Source organism: Motiliproteus sediminis (assembly GCF_017912535.1).
In the GTDB taxonomy this organism is placed as follows: domain Bacteria; phylum Pseudomonadota; class Gammaproteobacteria; order Pseudomonadales; family Balneatricaceae; genus Motiliproteus; species Motiliproteus sediminis.
This window is the reverse complement of record NZ_JAERQK010000001.1, coordinates 347,705-371,077: the sequence shown is the minus strand read 5'-3', so window position 1 is coordinate 371,077 and position 23,373 is coordinate 347,705. Positions and strand designations below refer to the sequence as shown.

The following is a 23,373-nucleotide window of genomic DNA, read 5'->3' as shown; positions in this document are numbered from 1 at the left end:
ATTAAGGGTTACCAATGAGTTACGACGACTGTTACATCCAGTCCGTTATCCGCGATGTGGCCGACTGGCCCTCCCCCGGTGTCACCTTTCGCGATATCGCCCCGCTGTTCCAGGACCCTAAAGCGCTCCATATTGTGATCGATGCGCTGTGCCAACGTTATATCGACAGCGATATTACCCACATCGCCGCCCTCGACGCCCGCGGTTTTCTTCTGGGTGGTGCCTTGGCATACAAACTGAACCTGCCGCTGATTCTGGTGCGCAAAAAAGACAAACTGCCCGGACCTACAGTGCGCCAGGAATACCAGCTGGAGTACGGCAGCGCTACCGTGGAAATTCAGCAAGACGCCTGCAAAGCGGATGATCGCGTGCTGATAGTTGACGACCTGATTGCCACCGGCGGCAGCATTCTGGCAGCAGCTACCTTGGTTCGCCAGCTCGGCGCCCAAGTCGCCGAAGCTGCAGCCATTATCGATCTGCCTGACCTGCAGGGCTCAGCACGACTGCAGGATGCGGACATCCCGGTACATACGCTAATCGCGTACTGATCGGCACCATCCGGATGGAAACAAAAAAGCGGGCTATCAGGCCCGCTTTTTTGTTTCAGCTGAAGCTATCGATCACCCCAGCTCACGGATGTAACGCCCGATAGCGCGGTCCTTTTCCAGAATATGTTCTGTCAGCCAGTCGTTAAGGAACACCAGCAGCTCGATGCTCAGGTCCTCATCCCCCTTCTGGCAACGTGAATACATACCCCAGACCTTATCCATCAGCTCATCATGAAGCGCTTTGTGCTCTTCAAACTGCGGGTACTCAACCGAACGCATCAACGCTTCCTCATCGGCAAAGTGGCGTTGCGTGTAGGCCAGCAACTGCTTGAGCGTCTCTCGTACTGCCAACTGCGCATGCTTGCCGTGAATATCCTGATGCAGATCTGCCAGCAAAGCGAAGATCCGCTTATGTTGATCATCAACCGTGCCATCTCCGACTTTGAACGCCTCACACCACTGAAATCGTTCCATTCTCTGATTACCTGTCTTACCCGGAAGCGGGCTCATAATGCCATAGCTCCTGAGCGTCCTCTATCCCACCCCGTCGAGAGAATGACCAACATCAATAAATCAGCCCCCACTCCCCGGTGCAACACTGGAACCCTGCCAAAGGTACCAGTACACTTGCCGCCTCTTCACTGCGTCCATCGTTACAGGTACCCCCATGTGGTTTAAGAATCTGGTTGTCTACCGCTTTACCCGCCCCTTTGAGTTATCAGCCGAATCGCTGCAAGCCAAGCTGGCGGAAGCTGCCTTCCACCCCTGCCGTGCACAAGAGATAACCCGTCAGGGCTGGAGCTCGCCAATGGGGAAACTGGGTGAGCAGTTGGTCTACGCCAGCAACGGCTACCTGCTAATCAACCTGCGCAAGGAAGAAAAAATCATTCCCGCCTCCGTGGTCAGCGATCATCTGACCGAAAAGGTTGAGGCGATCGAGCAGGAGCAGGATCGCAAGGTACGCAAGAAAGAGCGCGACAGCCTCAAAGAGGAGATCCTGATCGACCTGCTGCCCAAAGCCTTTAGCCGCTTCCAGCATACGCTGGCATTTATCGACCCTCGTAGCGGCGTACTGGTCGTTGATGCCAGCAGTGCCAAGCGGGCGGAAGATCTCTGCAGTCACCTGCGTAAAACACTGGGATCGCTACCGGTCACCATTCCAGCGCTGAAGCAGGCCCCCAACAGCGTCATGACCGGCTGGCTTGAGAGTGAAGCAGCGCTGCCCGACGGCTTTATCGCAGGTGACGAAGCGGAACTAAAGGAACCCACCGATGATGGCAGTATCATTCGCTGCAAGAACCAAGCGCTATTCAGCGATGAGATTCGCGCCCACTTGGACGCCGGTAAACAGGTTGCCAAGCTGGCTCTGCACTGGCGAGACAAACTCGGCTTTCTGCTAGGCGAAGACCTGATAATGCGCCGGGTTAAGTTTTCAGACACGCTGCTCGATCAGGCGTCAGATATGGGCCAGGCCGATGCAGCGGCCGCATTCGACGCTGATTTCTACCTGATGTCGCAAGAGGTTTGCAGCCTGATCCCCGAACTGTTTGATGCCCTCGGCGGAGAAAACAGCGAATCATACAATGCCGTGACGGTCTGAGTGACTACCAACCTTAAACGCCAACTCCATGTATAGCGTCAAAGAAACCTTCTACAGCCTGCAGGGCGAAGGGGCCCATACCGGCAGACCATCGATTTTCTGCCGGTTTACCGGTTGTAATCTCTGGTCCGGGCGGGAACAAGACCGTGCCCGTGCGGCTTGCCGTTTTTGCGATACCGACTTCGTCGGCACTGACGGTGCAGGGGGCGGCAAGTTCTCCGATGCGGACAAACTAGCCTCTCACCTCTCCGCCTTTTGGCCAGACAACCAATCTGGTCGCTATGTGGTGTTTACCGGCGGCGAGCCGCTGCTGCAGCTCGACGAAGCGCTCATCATCGCCTGCCACGACGCGGGGTTTGAGATTGCCATTGAAACCAATGGCACCCTTCCCGCGCCCCAGGGCATCGACTGGGTCTGCGTCAGCCCGAAGGAGAGCCTTGACAAGCTGGTGCTGCGCCAGGGCGACGAGCTCAAACTGGTGTACCCGCAAGCAGCCAACCAACCGTGCGACTTCGAGTCGCTGGCATTTCGCCATTTTTATCTGCAACCGAAGGAGGAAAGCGGCCAGGACTATCGCCAGCAGTGTATCGATTACTGCCTGCAACACCCCCGCTGGCGCCTCAGCCTGCAAACTCACAAACTACTCGGCATCGACTGAATAGAGTTCAAGTGGCAGCCGCCGACAGTTCTGGTAATATCCCGCCTTTGCTGCGCTGGCCCAGCGGGTAGCGATCAACAACCAAGCGAACAACAGGATTTTGCAATGAGCCTTGCCGATAAAGTTCTGGCCGTCAATGACGACCTGCCGATCCGTACAGAGAGTGCCGTTCACAGCGGAAAAGTACGCTCCGTATACTGGCTGACGGAAGCGGACAGCCGTCGACTTATCGCCGAAAAGGGCTACGACGTGGCCGCCGACGCGCCGCTGGCGATCATGGTCATCAGTGATCGCATCTCTGCATTCGATTGCATTTGGCATGGCGAAGGCGGCATGAACGGTGTCCCCGGCAAAGGTGCGGCCCTTAACGCCATCTCCAACCACTGGTTCAAGTTGTTTCGGGAGCAGGGGCTGGCAGACAGCCACATACTGGACATCCCCCACCCCTTCGTGTGGATCGTGCAAAAAGCCAAACCGGTAATGATCGAAGCGATCTGCCGGCAATACATTACCGGGTCCATGTGGCGTGCTTACAGCAAGGGTGAGCGCGACTTTTGCGGCATTCAACTACCGGAAGGGCTGCAGAAAGACCAGAAGCTGCCCGAGCTACTAATGACTCCGTCCACCAAAGGAATTCTCAAAGGTATTCCCGGTGTTCCGGAGGCCGACGACGTCAACATCACCCGCGATGACATCCGTAACAACTTTGAAGCCTTTAATTTCCGCAGCATCGATGACATCGACCTGTATGAAAAGCTGTTGCGTGAAGGGTTCGACGTAATCAGCAACGCGCTAGCTGAGCTGGATCAGGTATTCGTCGATACCAAGTTTGAGTTTGGCTACGTCACCGACGCAGCCGGCAACGAAAAGCTGATCTACATGGACGAGGTCGGCACGCCGGACTCCTCTCGCATCTGGGATGGACCCGCATACCGCGAAGGCAAGGTGATTGAGAACTCCAAAGAGGGGTTCCGCCAACTGCTGCTGGGGCACTTTCCGGATCCGGACATCCTGCTCAACAAAGACCGCATGCCAGAGCGACAGGCCCTGGCCCGCGACAACGCGCTGCCGGAATCGGTGCTGATGGAAGTATCCAAAACCTACGTAGGTATCGCCGAAAAGATCACCGGCGAGACCCTGACCCTCTCCGATAATCCCAAAGCGGAGATTATCGCCATTCTGCGGGACCAGTACGGTCTGGTTGACTAAGCAACTTGCGCGGCCGCTGTGGCCGCGCCCCTGTTTTCGCTGCTAACTGTCCGGATCTGTTCATGGAAATTTACAAAGAGTTCACTTTTGAGGCCGCTCATCTGCTGCCCAATGTGCCGAAGGGGCACAAATGCGGGCGCCTGCATGGGCATTCGTTCCGGGTACAGATCCACGTGGCCGGAGAGGTAGATCCCCACAGTGGCTGGATCATGGACTTTGCCGACATCAAAAGCGCTTTTCGCCCCATTTATGACCGGCTGGACCATTACTACCTGAATGACATAGCCGGGCTGGAAAACCCCACTAGTGAAAATCTGAGCCGCTGGATCTGGCGTGAGCTGAAGCCACAACTCCCGGCACTGAGCAAGATCGTGATCCAGGAAACCTGCACTAGCGGATGCGTTTACAAGGGCAAATAACCGGCTGTTTCGCAATGCTTTATTGGCTAAACCACTGCAGTATTATAAAGCTCTGGGGCCAATTTTCTGCTGCAGCGGTTGCTGTCGCAGCCGCTTCACCCGCCGAGAGCGTCCTAATATCAATCAGTGCCCGCTGCTACCGTTTGCCTGAAAACACCCCGGGAATACTGGCCCTCACTGTCGTAACGTCTTACCATGTCACCAAATTTTTGACGCTATGGTGATTTTCTCCATGCACATGCACGTAGACGACAAGCGCAAGGAGGCCGTGCGCGTCACCTGGATCGGCGCCATCGTAGATACGCTTCTCGGGGTTGCCAAGATCATCGCCGGTTTAATCTACAACTCCCACGCGCTGGTCGCCGACGGCATCCACTCCCTCTCCGACCTGGTCACCGACTTCATGGTGGTCTTTATCGTCGGCGTATCCCATGAAGAACCCGATGAAGAGCATCCCTACGGCCACGAACGCTTTGAAACTCTGGGCACGGTCGTGCTGGGCTTCCTGCTTGTCGCTGTTGCCGGCGCCATGGCGTATGAAAGCACCCTGAATCTGATTAATGCAGACCAGGTGTCGCTACCGGGCTGGCCCGCGCTGGTGATCGCGGGGATATCGATCCTGTCTAAAGAGTGGATCTTCCGCTACACCATGGCCGTGGGTAAGCGGCTGAAATCGGATCTGCTGATCGCAAACGCCTGGCATAGCCGCACCGATGCCTATTCATCCATCGTCGTTTTTATAGGCATCGGAGGCGCTATGGCCGGCTTCCCCTGGCTCGATAGTCTGGCCGCCTTGGCGGTGGCACTGTTCGTGGCTAAGATTGGCTGGGATCTGAGCTGGAAGAGCTTGCGTGAACTGGTAGATACCGCCATTCCTCAGGAAGAGCTTGATCGGATCAAGCAGGTGGCCATGGATGTAGAGGGAGTTCAAGATGTTCACAGCTTCAAGTCTCGCCAGATGGGCCCCAAGATCTTGCTTGAGATGCACCTGCAGGTGCATCCCTATCTGAGTGTCTCCGAGGGTCATTACATCGGTGATACCGTGGTGATGCGGCTGTTGAAGGAGTTTACCGACATTGGTCACATCATTTTTCACATCGACTCTGAGGACGATGACGAGCAACGGGTTTGCCTGTTGCTGCCCATGCGCTCGGAGATCACCGCGCTGATCGACCAGCAACTGGAAGAACACACCCAATTGATCAGGCGAGAGCGTCTGACTCTGCACTACCTCAAGGGACGGATTGAGCTGGAGTTACGGGTGAAATCCGCTGACGGCGGCACCGTTGACCATAGCGCCCTGAGTGCCGTCTATCAGGCAATGCTGCCCCATCTGCAACAGCAAACCTGGTTCAGCAGCCTGACCCTCTACCAGCGCGCCTAGGCCACCTGAACGATCGCCCGGCAAGCATGAGCGATCGCTGTCGGGCGGTCAGCCAGAATATGATGCTCCGGCAGACGCCTTAGTACTCGCATTCGTCGCAACACTCCTTCGACCGTTGCCTGCAAGCCGACAAGGTAAACGTCAGCTCCGGAGCGCCTGGAGTCAATTATGAGCTCCTCCAGCGCCAACGCAGTCGAGACGTCAACATAGGGTACCGCGCTGAAATCGAGCAACAGCTTGTCGTGGCTGCGGGCTGATGCCAGCTTCTTTTGAATGCCCTTGGCCGCGCCGAAACTTACCGGCCCATTGAAGTGATACAACACCACCCGCCCACCTGCGGCAGCCAGTTGCTCCCGCTCAGCCTCACTCAAGGTCTGGTCGTCGTCAGCGAGCGCCTCGACCGCATCGACCTGAACGTCAGACAGGCGTTTAACCGTGTACATATTGGCCAGAAAGACCCCGACCCCTACCGCAGTAATCAGATCGACGAAAACCGTGAGTCCCAATACCAGAAACATCAGCAGGGCGACAAAAGGTGGAGCGCGATGAACGCGTCGCAGAAACCCCCAATCGATGATATCCAGGCCCACCTTAATCAGGATCCCCGCCAGCACACAGTGGGGAATCGACTCGGCCAGCGTCCCTGCGCCCAACACTATCAGCAACAGCACCAACGCGTGAACGGCACCGGATAGCGGAGTTTTCCCGCCAGCCCGAATGTTAACCACCGTGCGCATGGTCGCGCCGGCACCGGGCAGACCACCAGCCAAGCCCGCCACCACATTACCGACACCTTGCCCGATCAGTTCACGATCGGAGTCGTGTTGGGTTTTGCTGAGGTTGTCCGCTACCAGCGAAGTGAGCAACGAGTCGATCGCCCCCAGCGCCGCCAGCATCAGCGCCGCGGTGAGCATCTCCTGCAGCAGTTCGGTATCCACCAACGGCAGATGCAGCTGCGGCAAACCGGAAGGTATGGTACCGATGACGGGTAGGGACTCATGACCGGGAATCACCAGCGCCATCAGGGTAGCGATCACCAGCGCCGCCAGCGACGGCGGCACAAAGGACGATAGTCGCTTGGGCCAGAAAACAACAGTAGCAAGGGTCAACGCCCCCAGCAGCAGAGCTATGGGATTCAGGTGCGATACCTCAGCCGGAATCGCCTCAATCGAGGCCACCACGCCGCCAATGGCAGGCTGCCCGAGCAGCGGCCCCAACTGCAGCAGAATAATGATCACTCCGATCCCGGTCATAAAACCCGAAATAACCGGGAACGGCACCAGGGTCACATACTTACCCAGCTTCATCAGGCCAAACAGAATCTGGAAGCCGCCAGCCAGCAACACCACGGTGAAGGCCAGCAGCGGACCAGCCTGAGGGTCTCGGCTAACAAAATCGGTAAAGACCGCCGCCATCACCACGGTCATGGGTCCGGTGGGGCCCGACACCTGCGCTGGCGTGCCGCCGAATAGCGCCGCAAAGAGGCCCACGCAGATCGCCCCAAAGAGGCCAGCTACGGGGCCGATACCTGAGGACACACCAAACGCCAGCGCCAAGGGCAGCGCGACGATTGCCGCCGTCAGCCCACCGAATAGATCACCGCGCAGATTGTTAAAATGCAATCCGTGTATCAGAAGCATTGCTCGTCGCCCTATTAAGGGTTTGTTATTATTTGGTTATTCCTTATACACCGGGAGCGGATCAAGAATGAAACCGACCTTGGTCTATAACCCGGCTTGCGGCAGCTCTCAAAGCCGGTATGCTAGCGCTCCCAAGGAGCCGCTATGATCACCATTCTCTACCACGACGACCACCTGGTGTTCGTCAACAAGCCCCACGACTTGCTATCCGTGCCAGGCAAAGGGCCGGACAACGCCGACTGCGTACTAAGCCGCACCCGACAACAGTTCCCGACCGCACGTATTGTGCACCGACTGGATTGTGCCACCTCCGGTGTAATGGTGTTGGCGCAGGATGCCGACAGCCATCGCGAGCTCAGCCGTCAGTTTCATGATCGCGAAACCTGCAAACGCTATCTGGCTGACATCGATGGTCACCCGCCAGCCAGCCAGGGTGAATGCACTCACCCTCTGCGCTGCGACTGGCCTAACCGCCCGCGACAAATGGTGTGCTGGAAGCAGGGAAAAACCGCGCTGACGCACTGGCAAGTGCTGGAACAACATAGCGACCACGCGCGCGTCGAACTCATTCCGCATACCGGCCGATCACACCAGCTAAGAGTACATATGCTGGCACTGGGACACCCCATTCTGGGCGACCGTTTCTACGCCCGCGGGAGCGCTTTGGCCAAATCCTCGCGACTCCATCTGCATGCCGAATCACTGGAGATCACCCACCCACAGACCGGCAGGCGCCTCAGAGTAGCAGCGCCCTGCCCGTTTTAGCCCCTCAACATCGCGCCACAGCTATTAGTCAGCCAACCACCCGGCAGGGGCGCCCCTGTGCGAAGCTGGTAATGTTCTCCGCCAATTGCGCCACAATCGCCTGACGCGCCTCACGGCTCCCCCACGCACAATGGGGAGTTACGATCAGGTTGGGCAGAGACTCATCCAGTAGCGGATTACCCTCCCGGGGTGGTTCAACACTCAACACATCGGTTGCCGCCCCTCCCAGATGACCACTGCGTAACGCATCTGCCAGCGCAAACTCATCAACAATGCCGCCGCGAGCAGCGTTAACCAGTAGCGCTCCCGGCTTCATCGCCGCCAGTTGCTCGGCTCCGATCAGGTTGCGGGTAGCAGCAGTAAGCGGACAATGAAGCGTCAACACATCCACGTGCGGTAACAGCCGATCCAGGGACTCCCGTCCGTTACGCGGCGCAGTACCCGGGCGTGCCGCTATCACCAGCTGCATTCCAAAAGCCTCCGCAAGACGCCCTACCTCGCGCCCAAGCTCACCGTAGCCAATCACCCCCAGGGTTTTACCGCGCAACTCAAGAATCGGGTAGTTCAACAGGCAGAACTGATCGCTCCGCTGCCACTCGCCACGTCCGATGGCGGCATGATAATCGACCAGCCGGGTGGCCAATGCCAGCATCAACCCCATCACGTGCTGAGCCACCGATGCGGTTCCGTAACCCTGACAATTGGACACACTGATGCCCAACTCCGTAGCGGCCGCCAGATCAACGTTATTGGTGCCGGTCGCCGCGATACAGATATGGCGCAGTTCAGGCAGTCGCGCCAGAGTGTCACGCGTCAGTACGACTTTATTGACGATAGCCACCGCAGCGCCATCGAGACGAGCCACCACCTGCTCCGGCGATGTTTTGGCATGCCCCTCAACGGCCGCCACTGCCTTCAGAGGACTGAGGTCGAGATCACCAAAATCCAGGCTGTTCAGATCCAGAAACACCGCGCGCATAACGCCTCCTTCAGATACAGAACAGGGGGCTTGAGCCCCCTGTTCTGTATCTTAGCTACCTGCCTACCCTGCTGGCAGGTTCTCTTTTATGCTCCACAGCAGGTCTTCGGCCAGAGGCGCCGGCGCATGCTGTGCCAACTCATCTAACACCGACACGTAAACCCCGCTGCTACGCCGCGTCAACTGTATCTGAAAACGCCCAGCGTAAGTGATGATACCATCCTGTTCCGTCTGCTTGACGGCAGGATTAACGTCGCCAAACACATAGATCACTCGACCGGCCAACCAGATCTTATATCCATCAGCCTCCTGCAGCACTTCCTGCTCGGTTTTGGGTTGTACCTTCTTGGACGAATACTTTATTGCGTTCTCGTCCTCGCTCTCAATTCCCATAGCCGCCGCAATGCCGGAGGTATCGAAGGTGAGCTCTTCCCTATCACCATGCAGCCAGGCAAAGAAATCGCTGATGGTCCCGTCCTTCGGCGCCTCCACCGGCACCGTGGTTTCGTAGGTGATGTAGTACTTACCCAGTTCCCGGTCGGCGGAACCGACATCAACCTCGGCCGCGGTCAGAGCCTGGCTGAGCATCTCCCAGGAACGGTCAATATCGGAGGTCAGCTTTAGCACCGGATGCCCTGCCGAGTCACGCCCCAGAAAGGCGCGCGAACTGCCTCGGTTACGCGCTTGTAACGCCTTGGCGGTACTTTTTTCCGTACTCTTGCTCAAGTAGTGCAGCAGGTCGTACATCATCTCAGACTTATAACTGACGTCTTCACCATCGGCCTGCCAGTCAGCATCTGCCCGGGATTCCGGCGCGCGCAGATGCTGCAGAGTTATCGAGGTCTGGCCGGGGGAGCCCTCTTCAACCGGGCGAACCACCGCCCGCAGCTTATCGCGGTAAGGGCCTGCTACCTCGCTGAAGGTGATCGAACTGAGCATCCGCGAGAAAAATCCCGGACGGGTGTTTTCGTCGGTAATCCATTCCGTTTCGATATAGCCGCGATGGGTATCACTGACCTCGACTCCGATACCGTTGTAGGCCCAGAACGCCTCAACCTCTTTCCAGACCTGCTCGACCGGCTCATCCACCACGATCAGCTTGCCGCTATCAGTGCGATTGAGATTGACCACGTCATTCCCGGCTTCGGCGTAGAAGAAGTCGGGCCGAGGCACCTCGAACTCGCGGTCCGTGCGAATGGCAGCGGTACCGATATCCGGCACCACCAGCATCTCACGCATGGGGTCACTGTTCAGATCCGCGGGTACCTCTAGGCGCTCAACCGTCTGCGACACCTCGTAATCCTGGGAGCGGTCGCGGATGACGCCGCAGCCCGACACCAAAGCTGCTATCGCTATAAAGCAAACAAGGCGCCGCATTTACAGCAACCCCGCCTGTTGCAACTGCAGCCGCAGGGGTTCACGCAGGGGCTCTGACAACGGCGTCAGGGGTAACCGGATACCCACGTCCATCATGCCCATCTGGTGCATCGCCCACTTAACCGGAATCGGATTCGCTTCAACAAACAGCCCTGCATGCAGATGCTCAACCGTCCCATTAAGGGCTCGTGCCTCCTCGACACGTTTGGCCAGCGCTGCCGCACAGGCTTTAGCCATCACCCCCGGCGCCACGTTGGCGGTGACAGAGATATTGCCATGACCACCGAGCAGTATCAGCTCGATCGCGGTGGCGTCATCACCGGAGTAGATTGCGAAGTCTGCGGGGGCCTTGGCAATCAGCTCGCGCGCCCGGTCAAGATCGCCGGTGGCTTCTTTGATGCCAACGATATTATCGACAGCAGCCAGGCGCAGAGCGGTTTCAGGCAACATATCACACGCGGTACGTCCCGGTACGTTGTAAAGAATCTGTGGGATATCAACCAGCTCAGCCACCTTCTTATAGTGCTGATAAAGGCCTTCCTGAGTCGGCTTGTTGTAATACGGCGTGACCAATAAACAGGCGTCAGCGCCCATATCCCGGGCAGCCTGAGTCAGCTCAATCGCCTCCGTGGTGGAGTTTGCACCGGTGCCGGCAATGACCGGTATCCGCCCGGCCACACGATCAACCACCCGTTTGATGACTTTACAGTGCTCGTCGCAATCCAAGGTCGCGGATTCACCCGTGGTCCCCACGGCAACGATGGAACTGGTACCTTCCGCCACATGGAAGTCCACCAGTTTATCCAGGCTGCTCCAGTCTAACTCGCCAGATTCGAACATGGGCGTAACCAGAGCTACCAGACTGCCTGTAATCATCAACTTTCTCCATCTCTGCGACCGCGCGCTGCGACGCACATACTAATGAAGCGACATACCCCTTGATTTCGTACCGATGAAATCCGCTGCCGCTCAGTTTAAGCTTGCTATTTTAACCAATGCGAAGCGACAAGCGTAGCGACCACGGCTATTTAGTCAACCCCGCCCGCTGCCTGAACCCGACACTCGAAGAGAGGTTTTACATGGAACTGAAGATTGGCCAAAAAGCGCCGGATTTTAATGCCCTTGATCAGAACGGTTCTCCCATCGCCCTGGCCGACTTTGCCGGCCGAAAACTGGCACTTTACTTCTACCCCAAGGACTCAACCCCTGGCTGCACGGCACAGGCATGCAACCTGCGTGACAATTACGACACCCTTCGCGATGCCGGTTATGAAGTGGTCGGTGTCAGCACCGACAGCCAAAAACGCCACCAGAACTTTATTGCCAAAAACGACCTGCCTTTTCGCCTCATCGCTGATGAAGACCGCCAGGTCCACGACAGCTACGGGACCTGGCAACTTAAGAAGTTCATGGGCAAGGAGTATATGGGAACCGTTCGCACCACCTTTCTGATCGACGAGAACGGCGTGCTGACCGACATCATCAGCAAGGTCAAAACCAAAGACCACAGCGCACAGATACTCGGCTAGCCGTTACAGGTGGCGTTATTGCGCCACCTCTTCCCCGCCACGATCCTTGCGCGGCCAGGCGTTCATCACCGCCTTGATCAGCGTCGCCAGAGGGATGGCGAAAAACACCCCCCAGAACCCCCAGACACCGCCAAAAACCAGCACCGCGACGATGATGGCTATGGGGTGCAAGTTCACCGCTTCGGAGAACAGCAGCGGCACCAGAACATTACCGTCGAGCGCCTGGATAATCCCGTAGGCCAGCATCAGAATAAAGAACTCGTTGGTCCATCCCCATTGAAAGAACGCGATCATCGCCACAGGGATGGTCACCACAGCCGCACCGATATAGGGAATCACCACCGACAGCCCCACCAGCAGCGCCAGCAACGCCGCATAGTTGAGTCCCAGCAGCAAAAAGCAGATATAGGTGGCCACCCCGACCACCAGAATTTCAACCACCTTGCCACGCACGTAGTTGGCGATCTGGGTATCCATTTCGCTGCCCACCTGCGACAACATCCGGCGGCGCTCAGGCAGAAAGGAGGTCCACCAGCGAACGATAAGCCCACCATCCTTCAAAAAAAAGAACACCAGAATCGGCACCAGGATCAGATAGATGAGCACAGCGATCAGGTTGGTGATCGAACTGAGCGAATAGGACAGCACTGTCTGACCCAACTTGCCCGCTTCATTGGTCGCTTGCCCTATCCATGACCGGACCTGGCCTTCGCTGATCAAGTCCGGATACTGCTGCGGTAACAGCAACAACAGCTCCTGCCCCTGATGAAACATGCCCGGCAGTTCGTTCAACAGATTGGCCGCCTGACGCCAGATTTGAGGTATTACAAACAACATCAAGGCTGCCAGCACCCCGACGAAGGCCAGGAAGACCAGCGTAACCGCCAGATTGTGTCCCAGCCCCCAGCGTTTGCACTTAGTTACCAACCCCTGCATCAGAAAAGCGATCACTATGCCGGCAAACACCGGTGCCAACATCGCCCCCAACGTCAGCACGATCACCAGCGCAGCGATAAGAAAGACGAACAGCAGCAGCGCTTCTTCGTCCGAAAAGTATCGCTCTATCCAGCTATTGAAGACCTTAAACATTGCGGAACTCTGCCCTTACCGGTGAATGACGCGCGTCAGGATTTTTGAATCAGGTAGATGTACTGACCGTCCTGCTCCAGCGACTGCAACAACTGATCGCCAGACTGGTCGGTAAAGGCCTTGAAGTCGCGTACTGAACCGGCATCGGTGGCGATCACTTTAACCACCTGACCACTGGAGAGACGGTTCAGCCCCTGCTTGGCCTTCAATAACGGTAGCGGACAACAGAGTCCACTGGCATCGATTAACAGGTCTTCTTGCTGCATATCCGCCCACAATGACTTTGGAGCCGGGAGAGTGTCTATAGTACTCTCGGCATTGATGAAACTTATCACGCACTGCAGCGACTATATAACAAATCGCCGAAGGCTCCTAAACGTAACACCCAATCTACTCAGATAGAGTTCATTTTGACTAAATTCAAGCCCTTAGTCGTGGCTATGCTGATCGGTTCCGCCACACCGGCGCAGACAGATACCTCGCTGCCGATACTGGGAGACAGCGCCTCCAGCGTTGTCTCTCTCGATGAAGAGTACCGCATCGGCCGGGCCTGGGTGCGCATATTGCGCGCCCAGGCCCCGCTACTCGACGACCCCCAGATCTACAGCTATATCGAAGCATTGCTCTATCGCCTTGCCGGCCACAGCCAACTTCCCGATAGACGCCTCAGCCTGGTACTGATGGATAACAGTTCGCTGAATGCCTTCGCCGCCCCCGGCGGCGTGGTCGGCATCAATGCAGGTCTGTTTCTTTATGCTGCCAGCGAAGCCGAATTCGCCTCAGTGGTGGCCCACGAACTGTCGCACTTGAGCCAACGCCACTACGCCATGGGTTTGCAGGAGCAGCAGCGCAACGCGCCCTGGCAATTAGCCAGCATGCTGGCCAGCATTCTGGTGATGGCTGCCGCCGATGGTCAGGCAGGCGCCGCCGCGATGATGTCGAGCCAGGCCGCATTCGCACAGAAAGGACTGGCCTTCAGCCGCGCCAACGAACAGGAAGCGGATCGCATCGGCATGCAGGTATTGGTCGACGCTGGCTACGATCCCCGTGCGATGCCGGAGATGTTTGCCCAAATGCAGCGCTCAACCGCTTATCTGGGTCAACGGGCACCGGAGTTCCTGCTCACCCACCCGGTCACCGAGTCCCGTATCGCCGACGCGCTCAACCGCTCAGCCCAACTACCGACCGACGGTCTGCGCAACAGTATGGAGTATCAGCTTATCCAGACCCGCGTTAAGGTACAGATGGCACGCAACGCCAACGAGGCGTTTAAGCAGTTCCGCGACGCAGTCCTCAACTCACCATCACCCAGCAACTATTACGGCCTTGCATTCAGCGCCCTCAAAAGCGGCCACTACGATGATGCCCAAAACGCACTGGATAAGCTGCAGCAGGAGGACCCCAATCGGCTCAGCTATCAGCTGCTTGCAGCTGAGATCAGTCTGTCCAGCGGGGATGCCCAGCACGCAAGCGCGCTGCTACGCGACATCCTGGCGCTCTATCCCGACAACCATTCGGCGGTACGCCTGCTGGCGCAAGCCCTGGTAAAAGCACAACAATACGACGAAGCCACGCGCGTTATGCGTGAGCACACCCGCTCCTATCCCGATGATCTCCAGCTCTGGTATGAATTGGCAGAAGCGTACGGTTTAGCAGGCAACCGACTGGGCTTACATCAGGCACGCGCCGAGTACTTTTTGCTGCGCGGTGCGGTGCCACAAGCGGAGCTTCAACTCAACCAGGCATTGAAAATCGAGGACCTGAACCCCGGCGACCGCGCCCGCATCGAGCGTCGGTTAGCTGAAGCCCAACAGATCAGGAAGGATATGGAGTTCTGATCCGGGACTCCGAATCAGAACAGGGCCATCAGGCGTTACCTTTAACTGCCAGACGGTTGGCCGCGGTAAAATCAAGCATGCGATCCAATGGCCGCAACGCCCGCTCACGCAGGCCGGCATCAACCTGGATCTCGTTGCCACCGTTCTCAAGTACTTCAGTCAGGTTGTCCAGCCCGTTCATCGCCATCCAGGGGCAGTGTGCACAGCTGCGGCAGGTCGCGCCGTTACCGCCGGTGGGAGCTTCGATCAGTACCTTATCCGGCGCCGCCTGCTGCATCTTGTAGAAGATGCCACGATCGGTGGCAACGATAATCTCTTTGTTGGGTAAGCTCGTCGCCGCCTTGATCAGCTGGCTGGTGGAACCGACGTGATCCGCCAGCGCCACCATTGAAGCCGGTGATTCGGGATGCACCAGTAACGCCGCGTTGGGATATACCTGCTTCAGATCACGCAGACCCTGAGCGCGAAACTCCTCGTGCACGATACAGGAGCCATCCCACATCAGCATCTCGGCGCCGGTTTCACGCTCGATATAGCTGCCCAAGTGTTTATCAGGCGCCCAGATGATTTTCTGCCCCTGATCCACCAGATGCTCGACAATCTCCAACGCGCAGCTGGAGGTAACCACCCAGTCCGCTCGCGCTTTGACGGCGGCAGAGGTATTGGCATACACCACCACCTGATGATCAGGATGGGCATCACAAAACGCCGTGAATTCAGCCTCAGGGCAACCAATATCCAGCGAGCAGGTTGCTTCCAGCGTCGGCATCAACACCCGCTTTTCGGGGCTCAGAATCTTCGCCGTCTCGCCCATGAAGCGAACCCCTGCCACCACCAAGGTAGAGGCGGGATGGTCGCGCCCGAAGCGTGCCATCTCCAGCGAATCAGATACGCAGCCACCGGTTTCTTCAGCCAGTTCCTGCAGCAGCGAGTCGGTGTAATAGTGCGCGACCAGACAAGCGTCCTGCTCTTTCAGCAGCGCCTTAATACGCTGCTTGTAAGCAATAACCTGATCCGCGTTGAGGTCGGCATGACGAAAACTGTGCGCCAGGTGCTCCTGCACCAGCACACGCTCGGCAATCTGTTTTTCTGTGAGCATAAAACAACCGCTAATCGGAATTCACTACTTGGCGAGGCGGGATTATATCACAGCCGATAATGCCGTCTCCCGAGGAGCGTGGTGGGTCGTACAGGATTCGAACCTGTGACCAATTGGTTAAAAGCCAACTGCTCTACCAGCTGAGCTAACGACCCATGCAGATAGGAAAAGTGGTGGGTCGTACAGGATTCGAACCTGTGACCAATTGGTTAAAAGCCAACTGCTCTACCAGCTGAGCTAACGACCCACAACGGGTTGCGCATTCTACTGAGTTAGCGCTGAATTGCAACCTTATCGGTAACGGGTTACGTCTTCGCTTCCCGCATCAACAAACCCCTGAGCTCGCAAACGGCAACTGTCACAGACGCCACAGGCACGCCCCTGTTCATCTGCCTGGTAACAAGAGACAGTCAAGCTGTAATCAAGCCCCAGCTTTAATCCTTGCTGAATAATCTCCGCCTTGGTCAGGCGCAGCAGCGGCGTCTCAATGCGAATGTCTCGCCCATCGCTACCAGCCTTGGTAGCCACCCGCGCCAACTGCTGGAAGGCAGCAATAAATTCGGGACGGCAATCCGGGTAGCCGGAATAGTCGACCGCGTTAACACCGATAAAAATAGCGTCGGCGCCGAGCACTTCAGCCCACCCCAACGCCAACGACAGAAACACCGTATTGCGCGCCGGAACGTAGGTAACCGGAATGCCTTCCTGCAGAGACTCGGGAACATCGATGCTGGCGTCAGTGAGAGCCGATCCGCCGATCGACTCCAACCCCAGCCTCACTACTTTGTGATCTATAACATCAAGCTCGCGGGCAACCGTTGCCGCCGCTTGCAGCTCGGTATCGGAACGCTGGCCGTAGTCGAAACTCAGCGCATAGCAGGCATACCCCTGCGCGCGAGCCATGGCCAACACGGTGGAAGAGTCGAGGCCGCCGGACAGCAGAACGACCGCTTTTTTAGTGGTTTCAGGCATGATTTTGTCTTGGTAAAAAGTTGGGTCGATGGGTATTAATTACGCGCCAAATAGTCACGCGCAAGCTGTGCTGATGATTGATCCGGGTAGCGCCCAACCACGGTTTCCATCATCTGCTTGGCTTTCGCCTTATCGCCCAGCGCAGCATAGGTCAGGCCCAGCTTGTAATAGGCATCGGCGGTTTTTGCATGCTGCGGATAGCGCTGCACCAAGGTCGCATAAGCAGTCTCAGCTGCCGCCATATCCGGCTGCGGCTTGGCCCGATGCACCTCACCACTCCAGTAGAGTACGTTAGGGGTTAGCGGGCTGTCGGGGTAGGTCTGTAAAAACTGTTCGAAAGCCTGTAGCGCTTGAGCAAAATCGCGCTGGCGAACCAGCGAAAAAGCCGCTTTATAGGCATCGGTATCACTGACCGAGGGAGCACTGGAAATCGGAGTGACCACCATTGGTGTGGCCGCGGACGCGCCCCCCGATGGCGGTGATAGTTTGCTGACATCAAGCCCTGGCGTGCCACTCCGCGCCTGCTCGGTCAACAAACTGAGACGGCGATCCAGATCCCTGTAGCGATCACGTTGATCCTCGCGCATTCGCCTGATCAGGTTGTCCTGCTCTTCAACGCGGCCGCGTAAAAAACGCAACTCTTCCTGCAGCTGATCAACCATCAGCAGCAGTTCTGCCGCCGGGTTACGGCTCGCAGGGACCGCTGCAACCGGGGCACGCCTTTGCTCGACAACCTGGGTTGAAGGCGGTGCGCCGACGGTACTTGCGGAGCTGGACGCAGTACGCTCAACCACCGGGACACCAGCGGCGAGAACAAATTGGCCGCCGGTTAAGGCGGCCAATGAAAGCATTACAACGCTTTTCTTCATCGATTAGCGTTCGTAACGCAGTTCCACGCGACGATTCTTGCTCCAGGAGCTTTCGTCGTGACCGACCATCGCCGGGCGCTCTTCGCCGTAGCTGACGGTTTCAATCTGGCCAGCCGCGACACCCTGAACGCCCAGGTAACGGGCTACCGCCTTGGCACGGCGCTCACCCAGAGCCATGTTGTACTCACGGGTACCACGCTCATCGGCATGACCTTCCAGAACCACGCGCGCCATACCATTTTCACTCAGGTACTTGGCATGCGCATTCAGATCGTCCAGATCTGAAGACTGAATAACCGCCTTGTCGAAGTCGAAGTAGAAAACTGTTGAGAGCTGGGCAACATCCGCCTCACTCATCCCCTGAGACTGACCAGCCATATCACCACCGGACATGGAGCTGTCAGAGCCTGCGCCCATGGAAGATGCGCTGTCCTGCGTATCCTGAGCGGTTTGATCCATTGCATCGCTGCTGTCACTGGTAGTACTGGTAGTGCTACAACCGGTGGCCCAGATAACTGTGGCGGCAACCGCGACGACCTTGCTGAAATTTCCAAGACGCATTATATGCTCCTAACTAATCATCCGAATTATTGTGATTTGTGACATAAAGTACTGCCAAGTTTGACTTATTGCAAATAGGGCGACCATGCCGGCTCGCGCACATTACCCGATCGGGCAGGTAATTTAAACTTTACCCGCCCATCAATTGAAACCGCCGCCAGTACTTCGCGGGTACCCTCCTGGGTCGCGTAGATCACCATACTGCCGTTGGGTGCGATACTTGGTGACTCATCCAGGTAGGTTTCGGTCAAGATATCGAACCGCCCCGTCTTAAGATCCTGCACCGCAATATGAAACACGCCGTTATTTCGGTGAACCAGCACCAGGTGCCGACCATCCTGCGTCAGGCGCCCCCTAGCATTATAGTCGCCCTCGAACGTTAGCCGCTCCACCCAGCCATTTTCCAGTTCAACCGAATAGATCTGCGGCATCCCTCCCCTGTTTGAGGTAAAGATGATAGACCGACCATCAGCGGTCCAGTTTGGTTCCGTATCGATACCATAGTGCTTGGTAACACGGGTTAACGCTTTGGTCGCGATATCCATAACGTAGATTTCAGGATTGCCGTCTTTGGAAAGCGTCAGCGCCAGTTTGCGCCCATCCGGCGAAAACGCAGGCGCGCCGTTCAAGCCGCGGAATGACGCCATACGCTCGCGCTTCCCGGTGGAGACATCCTGGATGTAGATCGCCGGACGCCGACTTTCGAACGACACATACGCCAAACGTTTGCCATCCTGCGACCAGGTGGGAGAGAGAATCGGTTCACGCGATTCCAGGATCACCCGCGGGCGCGCACCATCGGCATCGGACAGTTGCAGCTGATATTTATAGTCGTCTGCCGAGAAGCGTTGAGCGGTAACGTAGACAATCTGGGTATCGAAAGCCCCGGGAATCCCGGTTAGCTTCTCGTAAACGGCATCCGCGATACGATGAGCCATGCGGCGTAACTGGGCACCCGAGCCATTGATATGAGCGCCTAAAAGGCGCTGCTCATTGATAACATCAAACAGCTCGTACTCCACGCGATAGTTCCCGCCCGGCTGGGGCAGCACCTTGCCGACCAGCAGATACTCCATACCCGACAGCCGCCAGTCACGGAAATAGACCTGCTGCGCGCTGGTAGGAAAGCTCAGCATATTCTGGCGCGACATAAGCGCAAACAATCCACTACGGTACAGGTCGGCGGCGACCACCTCGCTGACATTTTCCGGCAACGCACTGGTGCCGCTCCAGCCGAACGGAACCACAGCCAGTGGCACCGGTTGATCTACCCCCTGCGTAATTTCGATGGTCAACTCCGCCCGCGCGGTGGCGCTGGCCAGAAACATCACCAATAACGCAACAACTACTCGATAGATCACAGACGTAAATCCTCCGGTCTAAATTCCAAGTTTATTCGACGCAGATTACGATCAAACAGCACCGGATCAACCCCCTGCAGCTCGGGAAAACGTTCCGCTTTCTTCACCGCGCTTACCGCGCTGCGATCAAAGGCCTGGTCGCCACTGCTGCGCACAACGTAGGCGTCGTCGACCTCCCCCGTAGGTAACAGGTGAATCTTGACACCGACCAGCATACCGTTGCGCGCAGACGGCGGCCGACGCCAGTTGCGCTGAATACCATCACGAATCACGGCAACCGCCGAGGCCACGACCTGCGCCTCCGCCGCCCGACGTACCGCTTCTTGCTGACGCGCCGCTTCGATGCGCTGTAACTCAGCCTCCGCTTCACGCTCCATCCGCGCAGCTTCGGCCTGCCGGCGTTCTGCAGCCTCGCGCGCACGCTCGGCCTCTGCTTCAGCTTCTGCTTGCGCCCTAGCCGCTTTCAGCTTCGCTTCTCGTTCTGCTTTTGCCTTTGCTTCGGCTTGCTGTTTGCGCTCAAGTTCCGCTTTGCGCTTTTTCTCCGCGGCAGCCTTCTTTTGCCGTTGATCGGCTTCAGCCTTCTTTTTGCGCTCCGCCTCGGCACGCTGCTTTTTTTCCGCCGCCTCTTTCTTACGCCGCGCGTCAGCCTGCTTTTTGCGCTCCGCCTCGGCGCGCTTTTTCTCCGCGGCTTGACGCGCTTGCTCCTGCTGGCGCGCTCTGTCCGCCTCTTCCGCGGCCCGGGTTTGACTCTTCAGATCAACGAGCTCCGCCTTGACATGCCGAAACGGCTGCACGCGATGCTGAGCGCCGGCTTCGAACCAAGTACCAGCGACCAGCACCCCGAGCACCAAGTGGAACCCGACCGCCAAGATCGACGGCAACAGGTAGCTTCGATCTAGCTTACTCACGCTACTCGGTTACCAGGCCAACATTGGGCACACCGACGCCTTGCAGAGCCGCCATCAGCTCGACGACTTTCTGATAAGCCACCCGGCGATCACCTCGCACAAGCACCATTTTGCCCGGGTTCGACGCCACGATTTTTCCTACTCTGTCAGCAACCACCGACAGCTCGGTCGGCGTCATGGGGTCGCCGCCGACATCCACAAAGTAGAGTCCGTCACTGTTGACGCTGACAATGAGTGGCTCCTGATCCTTATCATCCACCGGCTCTGCGCCTACCTTGGGCAGTTCCACGTCAACCCCCTGGGTAAGCATCGGCGCGGTGATCATAAAAATAACCAGCAGCACCATCATCACGTCGATATAAGGCACTACGTTGATTTCAGCATTCAGCTTGCGCCGTTTCTTCTGAATCCGGATCATGACGCCCCCTAAAAGCTGGCGTGAATACGGCGGTGAAGAATACTGGAGAACTCTTCGGCAAAGGTTTCGTAACTGGACATCAGCGATTCAACTCGCGACGAATAGCGGTTGTAGGCAATAACCGCGGGAATGGCGGCAAACAGACCGATAGCCGTAGCGATCAGGGCCTCAGAGATACCGGGTGCCACGCTCGCCAGGGTGGCCTGATGGACGTTTGCCAGCCCCCGAAAAGAGTTCATAATCCCCCAGACGGTTCCAAACAGCCCCACATAGGGGCTGGTCGAGCCAACCGTGGCCAGAAACGGCAGATGGGTTTCCAGCTTCTCCTCTTCCCGCGCCAACGCCACCCGCATGGAGCGCTGCACACCGTCCATCACCGCGTCCGGGTCGACCCCGGTTTGCTGGCGCAGGCGGGTAAACTCCTTGATACCGGCGCGAAATATATTCTCCAGCGCACTGTTGGGATTAGGCTCGGAGTTGACCTGTCGGAAAAGCTCACCCAGATCTACGCCGGACCAAAATTTCTCTTCGAACGCTTTGAGGCTGCGATGAGCCTGGCGCAATACGGCACGCCGTTGCAGAATCATGACCCAGGACACCACCGATGCAGCAACCAGCATCAACATCACCAACTGCACCACGAAGCTGGCGTTCATCACCAGGCTCCAGAGCGACATCTTCTCAGCCACCATTCCCGTTCCTCATTAAACTTTCAGGCTTTTGTTCATAGGCTTTAAGCGCCGCCACCATCGCCTTCGGCAACGGCGTCGGCCGCATCTTTTCGCTGTCAACCGCGGCTACCCGCACCTCGGCAGTGCAAAGCACAGTTTGATCACAGATCCGGATAACGCGCTGGACAAACACCAGGCTGGCGGACGCCAGAGCTTGGATGGTGGTTTCCACGGTAAGTTCATCATCCAATCGCGCGGGTTGGCGATAACGGCTCTGCAGGCTGTGAACGACAAACAACAGCCCCTCCTCTTTCAAGCGCTGCTGCTGATAGCCCAGTACCCGTAACAGCTCGGTGCGGGCACGCTCCATAAACTTGAGGTAGTTGACGTAATACACGATACCGCCAACGTCGGTATCTTCGATATAGACCCTGAGCGGATGCTGATGGATCATGGTGCCGATCCCGGCAGATCCAGCCCAAAGTGATGATAAGCGGCCTGAGTGACCACGCGACCTCGCGGGGTGCGCATGATGTATCCCTGCTGAATCAGATAAGGTTCCAGCACGTCTTCAATGGTGTCGCGCTCTTCGCTGATCGCGGCTGCCAGGCTGTCAACACCAACGGGACCACCGTCGAATTTTTCAATCATGGCCAGCAGCAGGCGCCGGTCCATATGATCAAACCCTTCACTGTCCACATTCAGCATATTGAGCGCGCCGTCAGCGATAACACCCGTGATGGAGCCGTCGCCTTTGACTTCGGCAAAGTCACGTGCGCGCCGCAGCAGTCGATTGGCAATGCGCGGCGTACCGCGCGAACGCCGCGCAACTTCGCGCGCGCCCTCAGGCTCGATGCCAACCTCGAGCATCTGCGCCGAACGCTGCACAATATGGGTCAGATCCGCGACATTGTAGAACTCCAGTCGCTGTACGATGCCGAAGCGATCCCTTAACGGCGATGTCAGCAAACCAGCCCGGGTTGTGGCACCAACCAGAGTGAAAGGCGGCAGGTCGAGTTTAATAGAACGCGCTGCGGGTCCCTCGCCGATCATGATATCGAGCTGATAATCCTCCATTGCGGGATAGAGCACCTCCTCAACGGCGGGACTGAGGCGATGAATCTCATCGATAAACAGAACGTCGCCCGGCTCAAGGTTGGTCAACATCGCCGCCAGATCACCGGCCTTTTCCAGCACCGGCCCCGAGGTGGTCTTTAACGACACCTCCATCTCGTTGGCGATGATATGAGCCAGAGTGGTCTTGCCAAGTCCGGGGGGGCCAAATATCAACGTATGGTCGAGTGCCTCGGAACGTTTGCGCGCGGCTTCGATAAAGATCTCCATCTGCTCGCGCACCGCCGGCTGACCAACATAGTCCTGCAGTTTCTTGGGGCGAATCGCGCGGTCGATCGCCTCCTCTTGACGTGACTGGGGGGCGGGCGAGATAAAACGGTCGGCTTCTATCATCGATGGCACACT

General features: G+C 57.4%; 26 protein-coding genes and 2 tRNA genes. 9 read left to right on the top strand and 19 right to left on the bottom strand.

Annotation, left to right across the window (positions count from 1 at the left end):
* The first annotated feature begins 14 nt into the window (after positions 1-14).
* Positions 15-548, top strand: coding sequence for an adenine phosphoribosyltransferase (locus JJQ76_RS01785; RefSeq protein WP_210394905.1), 534 nt, complete (start codon positions 15-17; stop codon positions 546-548).
* 72 nt (positions 549-620) lie between these two features.
* Here the strand turns inward: JJQ76_RS01785 and JJQ76_RS01780 are convergent, their stop codons facing one another.
* Positions 621-1,022 (bottom strand): bacteriohemerythrin, encoded by a 402-nt coding sequence (locus tag JJQ76_RS01780; RefSeq protein ID WP_210394904.1) that lies wholly within the window; start codon positions 1,020-1,022, stop codon positions 621-623.
* A 193-nt stretch (positions 1,023-1,215) separates the two neighbouring features.
* On the opposite strand from JJQ76_RS01780, the gene rdgC reads away from it, so the two are divergent.
* From rdgC to JJQ76_RS01755, 5 genes are all read left to right on the top strand, one after another.
* On the top strand, positions 1,216-2,148 hold the full coding sequence (rdgC, locus tag JJQ76_RS01775; RefSeq protein WP_210394903.1) for a recombination-associated protein RdgC: 933 nt from the start codon (positions 1,216-1,218) through the stop codon (positions 2,146-2,148).
* A 28-nt stretch (positions 2,149-2,176) separates the two neighbouring features.
* The gene (queE, locus tag JJQ76_RS01770; RefSeq protein WP_210394902.1) at positions 2,177-2,806 is read left to right on the top strand and encodes a 7-carboxy-7-deazaguanine synthase; all 630 of its coding nucleotides are present in this window, start codon (positions 2,177-2,179) and stop codon (positions 2,804-2,806) included.
* A 105-nt stretch (positions 2,807-2,911) separates the two neighbouring features.
* Positions 2,912-4,015 (top strand): phosphoribosylaminoimidazolesuccinocarboxamide synthase, encoded by a 1,104-nt coding sequence (locus tag JJQ76_RS01765; protein ID WP_210394901.1) that lies wholly within the window; start codon positions 2,912-2,914, stop codon positions 4,013-4,015.
* 62 nt (positions 4,016-4,077) lie between these two features.
* Positions 4,078-4,434 carry a 6-carboxytetrahydropterin synthase QueD gene (gene queD / locus JJQ76_RS01760; RefSeq protein WP_210394900.1) on the top strand — a complete coding sequence of 119 codons (357 nt, stop codon included), beginning with the start codon at positions 4,078-4,080 and terminating at the stop codon, positions 4,432-4,434.
* Between the two features lie 232 nt (positions 4,435-4,666).
* The gene (locus tag JJQ76_RS01755; protein WP_246480021.1) at positions 4,667-5,818 is read left to right on the top strand and encodes a cation diffusion facilitator family transporter; all 1,152 of its coding nucleotides are present in this window, start codon (positions 4,667-4,669) and stop codon (positions 5,816-5,818) included.
* On the opposite strand, the gene JJQ76_RS01750 is transcribed toward JJQ76_RS01755, so the two are convergent.
* Positions 5,815-7,458 (bottom strand): SulP family inorganic anion transporter, encoded by a 1,644-nt coding sequence (locus JJQ76_RS01750; RefSeq protein ID WP_210394899.1) that lies wholly within the window; start codon positions 7,456-7,458, stop codon positions 5,815-5,817. The two genes, JJQ76_RS01755 and JJQ76_RS01750, sit on opposite strands and share 4 nt — an antisense overlap.
* Positions 7,459-7,602: 144 nt before the next feature.
* Between JJQ76_RS01750 and JJQ76_RS01745 the strand changes: the two genes are divergently transcribed.
* The gene (locus JJQ76_RS01745; protein WP_210394898.1) at positions 7,603-8,223 is read left to right on the top strand and encodes an RluA family pseudouridine synthase; all 621 of its coding nucleotides are present in this window, start codon (positions 7,603-7,605) and stop codon (positions 8,221-8,223) included.
* A gap of 28 nt (positions 8,224-8,251) precedes the next feature.
* On the opposite strand, the gene JJQ76_RS01740 is transcribed toward JJQ76_RS01745, so the two are convergent.
* From JJQ76_RS01740 to dapA, 3 genes are all read right to left on the bottom strand, one after another.
* Positions 8,252-9,202, bottom strand: coding sequence for a 2-hydroxyacid dehydrogenase (locus JJQ76_RS01740; protein WP_210394897.1), 951 nt, complete (start codon positions 9,200-9,202; stop codon positions 8,252-8,254).
* 63 nt (positions 9,203-9,265) lie between these two features.
* A complete protein-coding gene (gene bamC / locus JJQ76_RS01735; protein WP_210394896.1) occupies positions 9,266-10,495 on the bottom strand; it encodes an outer membrane protein assembly factor BamC in 1,230 nt (409 codons plus the stop codon).
* A gap of 84 nt (positions 10,496-10,579) precedes the next feature.
* Positions 10,580-11,455 (bottom strand): 4-hydroxy-tetrahydrodipicolinate synthase, encoded by an 876-nt coding sequence (dapA, locus tag JJQ76_RS01730; RefSeq protein WP_210394895.1) that lies wholly within the window; start codon positions 11,453-11,455, stop codon positions 10,580-10,582.
* Between the two features lie 203 nt (positions 11,456-11,658).
* Here dapA and bcp point away from each other — a divergent pair, with 203 nt between their 5' ends.
* Positions 11,659-12,108, top strand: coding sequence for a thioredoxin-dependent thiol peroxidase (bcp, locus tag JJQ76_RS01725; RefSeq protein WP_210394894.1), 450 nt, complete (start codon positions 11,659-11,661; stop codon positions 12,106-12,108).
* A gap of 15 nt (positions 12,109-12,123) precedes the next feature.
* On the opposite strand, the gene JJQ76_RS01720 is transcribed toward bcp, so the two are convergent.
* On the bottom strand, positions 12,124-13,197 hold the full coding sequence (locus JJQ76_RS01720) for an AI-2E family transporter (RefSeq protein ID WP_210394893.1): 1,074 nt from the start codon (positions 13,195-13,197) through the stop codon (positions 12,124-12,126).
* Between the two features lie 35 nt (positions 13,198-13,232).
* The gene (locus JJQ76_RS01715; RefSeq protein WP_210394892.1) at positions 13,233-13,463 is read right to left on the bottom strand and encodes a sulfurtransferase TusA family protein; all 231 of its coding nucleotides are present in this window, start codon (positions 13,461-13,463) and stop codon (positions 13,233-13,235) included.
* 144 nt (positions 13,464-13,607) lie between these two features.
* Between JJQ76_RS01715 and JJQ76_RS01710 the strand changes: the two genes are divergently transcribed.
* Positions 13,608-15,035 carry a M48 family metalloprotease gene (locus JJQ76_RS01710; RefSeq protein ID WP_210394891.1) on the top strand — a complete coding sequence of 476 codons (1,428 nt, stop codon included), beginning with the start codon at positions 13,608-13,610 and terminating at the stop codon, positions 15,033-15,035.
* A 28-nt stretch (positions 15,036-15,063) separates the two neighbouring features.
* On the opposite strand, the gene nadA is transcribed toward JJQ76_RS01710, so the two are convergent.
* The 12 genes from nadA to ruvB form a co-directional block, all read right to left on the bottom strand.
* Positions 15,064-16,134: a quinolinate synthase NadA gene (gene nadA, locus JJQ76_RS01705; RefSeq protein WP_210394890.1), complete on the bottom strand. Its 1,071-nt coding sequence runs from the start codon at positions 16,132-16,134 to the stop codon at positions 15,064-15,066.
* A gap of 79 nt (positions 16,135-16,213) precedes the next feature.
* A tRNA-Lys gene (locus JJQ76_RS01700) sits at positions 16,214-16,289 on the bottom strand.
* A 16-nt stretch (positions 16,290-16,305) separates the two neighbouring features.
* Positions 16,306-16,381, bottom strand: a tRNA-Lys gene (locus tag JJQ76_RS01695).
* A 44-nt stretch (positions 16,382-16,425) separates the two neighbouring features.
* A complete protein-coding gene (gene queC, locus JJQ76_RS01690) occupies positions 16,426-17,106 on the bottom strand; it encodes a 7-cyano-7-deazaguanine synthase QueC (RefSeq protein ID WP_210394889.1) in 681 nt (226 codons plus the stop codon).
* A gap of 35 nt (positions 17,107-17,141) precedes the next feature.
* Positions 17,142-17,975 carry a tol-pal system protein YbgF gene (ybgF, locus tag JJQ76_RS01685; protein ID WP_210394888.1) on the bottom strand — a complete coding sequence of 278 codons (834 nt, stop codon included), beginning with the start codon at positions 17,973-17,975 and terminating at the stop codon, positions 17,142-17,144.
* Positions 17,976-17,978: 3 nt separating this feature from the next.
* Entirely contained in the window at positions 17,979-18,536 is a 558-nt protein-coding gene (gene pal, locus JJQ76_RS01680; protein WP_210394887.1) for a peptidoglycan-associated lipoprotein Pal, read from the bottom strand.
* A gap of 65 nt (positions 18,537-18,601) precedes the next feature.
* Positions 18,602-19,897 (bottom strand): Tol-Pal system beta propeller repeat protein TolB, encoded by a 1,296-nt coding sequence (gene tolB, locus JJQ76_RS01675; RefSeq protein WP_425515216.1) that lies wholly within the window; start codon positions 19,895-19,897, stop codon positions 18,602-18,604.
* Complete coding sequence (gene tolA / locus JJQ76_RS01670; protein WP_210394886.1) at positions 19,894-20,805, bottom strand: cell envelope integrity protein TolA; 912 nt, start codon at positions 20,803-20,805, stop codon at positions 19,894-19,896. The genes tolB and tolA overlap by 4 nt, the downstream gene beginning before the upstream one ends.
* 1 nt (position 20,806) lies before the next feature.
* Positions 20,807-21,223, bottom strand: a complete 417-nt coding sequence (gene tolR / locus JJQ76_RS01665; RefSeq protein ID WP_210394885.1) for a protein TolR — start codon at positions 21,221-21,223, stop codon at positions 20,807-20,809.
* Positions 21,224-21,231: 8 nt separating this feature from the next.
* Complete coding sequence (gene tolQ, locus JJQ76_RS01660) at positions 21,232-21,915, bottom strand: protein TolQ (RefSeq protein WP_246480020.1); 684 nt, start codon at positions 21,913-21,915, stop codon at positions 21,232-21,234.
* Positions 21,905-22,348, bottom strand: coding sequence for a tol-pal system-associated acyl-CoA thioesterase (gene ybgC / locus JJQ76_RS01655; RefSeq protein WP_210394884.1), 444 nt, complete (start codon positions 22,346-22,348; stop codon positions 21,905-21,907). Before ybgC ends, tolQ begins: the two co-directional genes overlap by 11 nt.
* Entirely contained in the window at positions 22,345-23,361 is a 1,017-nt protein-coding gene (gene ruvB, locus JJQ76_RS01650; RefSeq protein WP_210394883.1) for a Holliday junction branch migration DNA helicase RuvB, read from the bottom strand. The genes ybgC and ruvB overlap by 4 nt, the downstream gene beginning before the upstream one ends.
* Positions 23,362-23,373: the final 12 nt, after the last annotated feature.

Coding starts and splice junctions, on each gene's coding strand:
- JJQ76_RS01785 (WP_210394905.1), top strand. CDS start 15: ATGAGTTACGACGACTGTTACATCCAGTCCGTTATCCGCGATGTGGCC.
- JJQ76_RS01780 (WP_210394904.1), bottom strand. CDS start 1,022: ATGGAACGATTTCAGTGGTGTGAGGCGTTCAAAGTCGGAGATGGCACG.
- rdgC (WP_210394903.1), top strand. CDS start 1,216: ATGTGGTTTAAGAATCTGGTTGTCTACCGCTTTACCCGCCCCTTTGAG.
- queE (WP_210394902.1), top strand. CDS start 2,177: ATGTATAGCGTCAAAGAAACCTTCTACAGCCTGCAGGGCGAAGGGGCC.
- JJQ76_RS01765 (WP_210394901.1), top strand. CDS start 2,912: ATGAGCCTTGCCGATAAAGTTCTGGCCGTCAATGACGACCTGCCGATC.
- queD (WP_210394900.1), top strand. CDS start 4,078: ATGGAAATTTACAAAGAGTTCACTTTTGAGGCCGCTCATCTGCTGCCC.
- JJQ76_RS01755 (WP_246480021.1), top strand. CDS start 4,667: ATGCACATGCACGTAGACGACAAGCGCAAGGAGGCCGTGCGCGTCACC.
- JJQ76_RS01750 (WP_210394899.1), bottom strand. CDS start 7,458: ATGCTTCTGATACACGGATTGCATTTTAACAATCTGCGCGGTGATCTA.
- JJQ76_RS01745 (WP_210394898.1), top strand. CDS start 7,603: ATGATCACCATTCTCTACCACGACGACCACCTGGTGTTCGTCAACAAG.
- JJQ76_RS01740 (WP_210394897.1), bottom strand. CDS start 9,202: ATGCGCGCGGTGTTTCTGGATCTGAACAGCCTGGATTTTGGTGATCTC.
- dapA (WP_210394895.1), bottom strand. CDS start 11,455: ATGATTACAGGCAGTCTGGTAGCTCTGGTTACGCCCATGTTCGAATCT.
- bcp (WP_210394894.1), top strand. CDS start 11,659: ATGGAACTGAAGATTGGCCAAAAAGCGCCGGATTTTAATGCCCTTGAT.
- JJQ76_RS01720 (WP_210394893.1), bottom strand. CDS start 13,197: ATGTTTAAGGTCTTCAATAGCTGGATAGAGCGATACTTTTCGGACGAA.
- JJQ76_RS01715 (WP_210394892.1), bottom strand. CDS start 13,463: ATGCAGCAAGAAGACCTGTTAATCGATGCCAGTGGACTCTGTTGTCCG.
- nadA (WP_210394890.1), bottom strand. CDS start 16,134: ATGCTCACAGAAAAACAGATTGCCGAGCGTGTGCTGGTGCAGGAGCAC.
- queC (WP_210394889.1), bottom strand. CDS start 17,106: ATGCCTGAAACCACTAAAAAAGCGGTCGTTCTGCTGTCCGGCGGCCTC.
- ybgF (WP_210394888.1), bottom strand. CDS start 17,975: ATGAAGAAAAGCGTTGTAATGCTTTCATTGGCCGCCTTAACCGGCGGC.
- pal (WP_210394887.1), bottom strand. CDS start 18,536: ATGCGTCTTGGAAATTTCAGCAAGGTCGTCGCGGTTGCCGCCACAGTT.
- tolR (WP_210394885.1), bottom strand. CDS start 21,223: ATGATCCGGATTCAGAAGAAACGGCGCAAGCTGAATGCTGAAATCAAC.
- tolQ (WP_246480020.1), bottom strand. CDS start 21,915: ATGGTGGCTGAGAAGATGTCGCTCTGGAGCCTGGTGATGAACGCCAGC.
- ybgC (WP_210394884.1), bottom strand. CDS start 22,348: ATGATCCATCAGCATCCGCTCAGGGTCTATATCGAAGATACCGACGTT.
- ruvB (WP_210394883.1), bottom strand. CDS start 23,361: ATGATAGAAGCCGACCGTTTTATCTCGCCCGCCCCCCAGTCACGTCAA.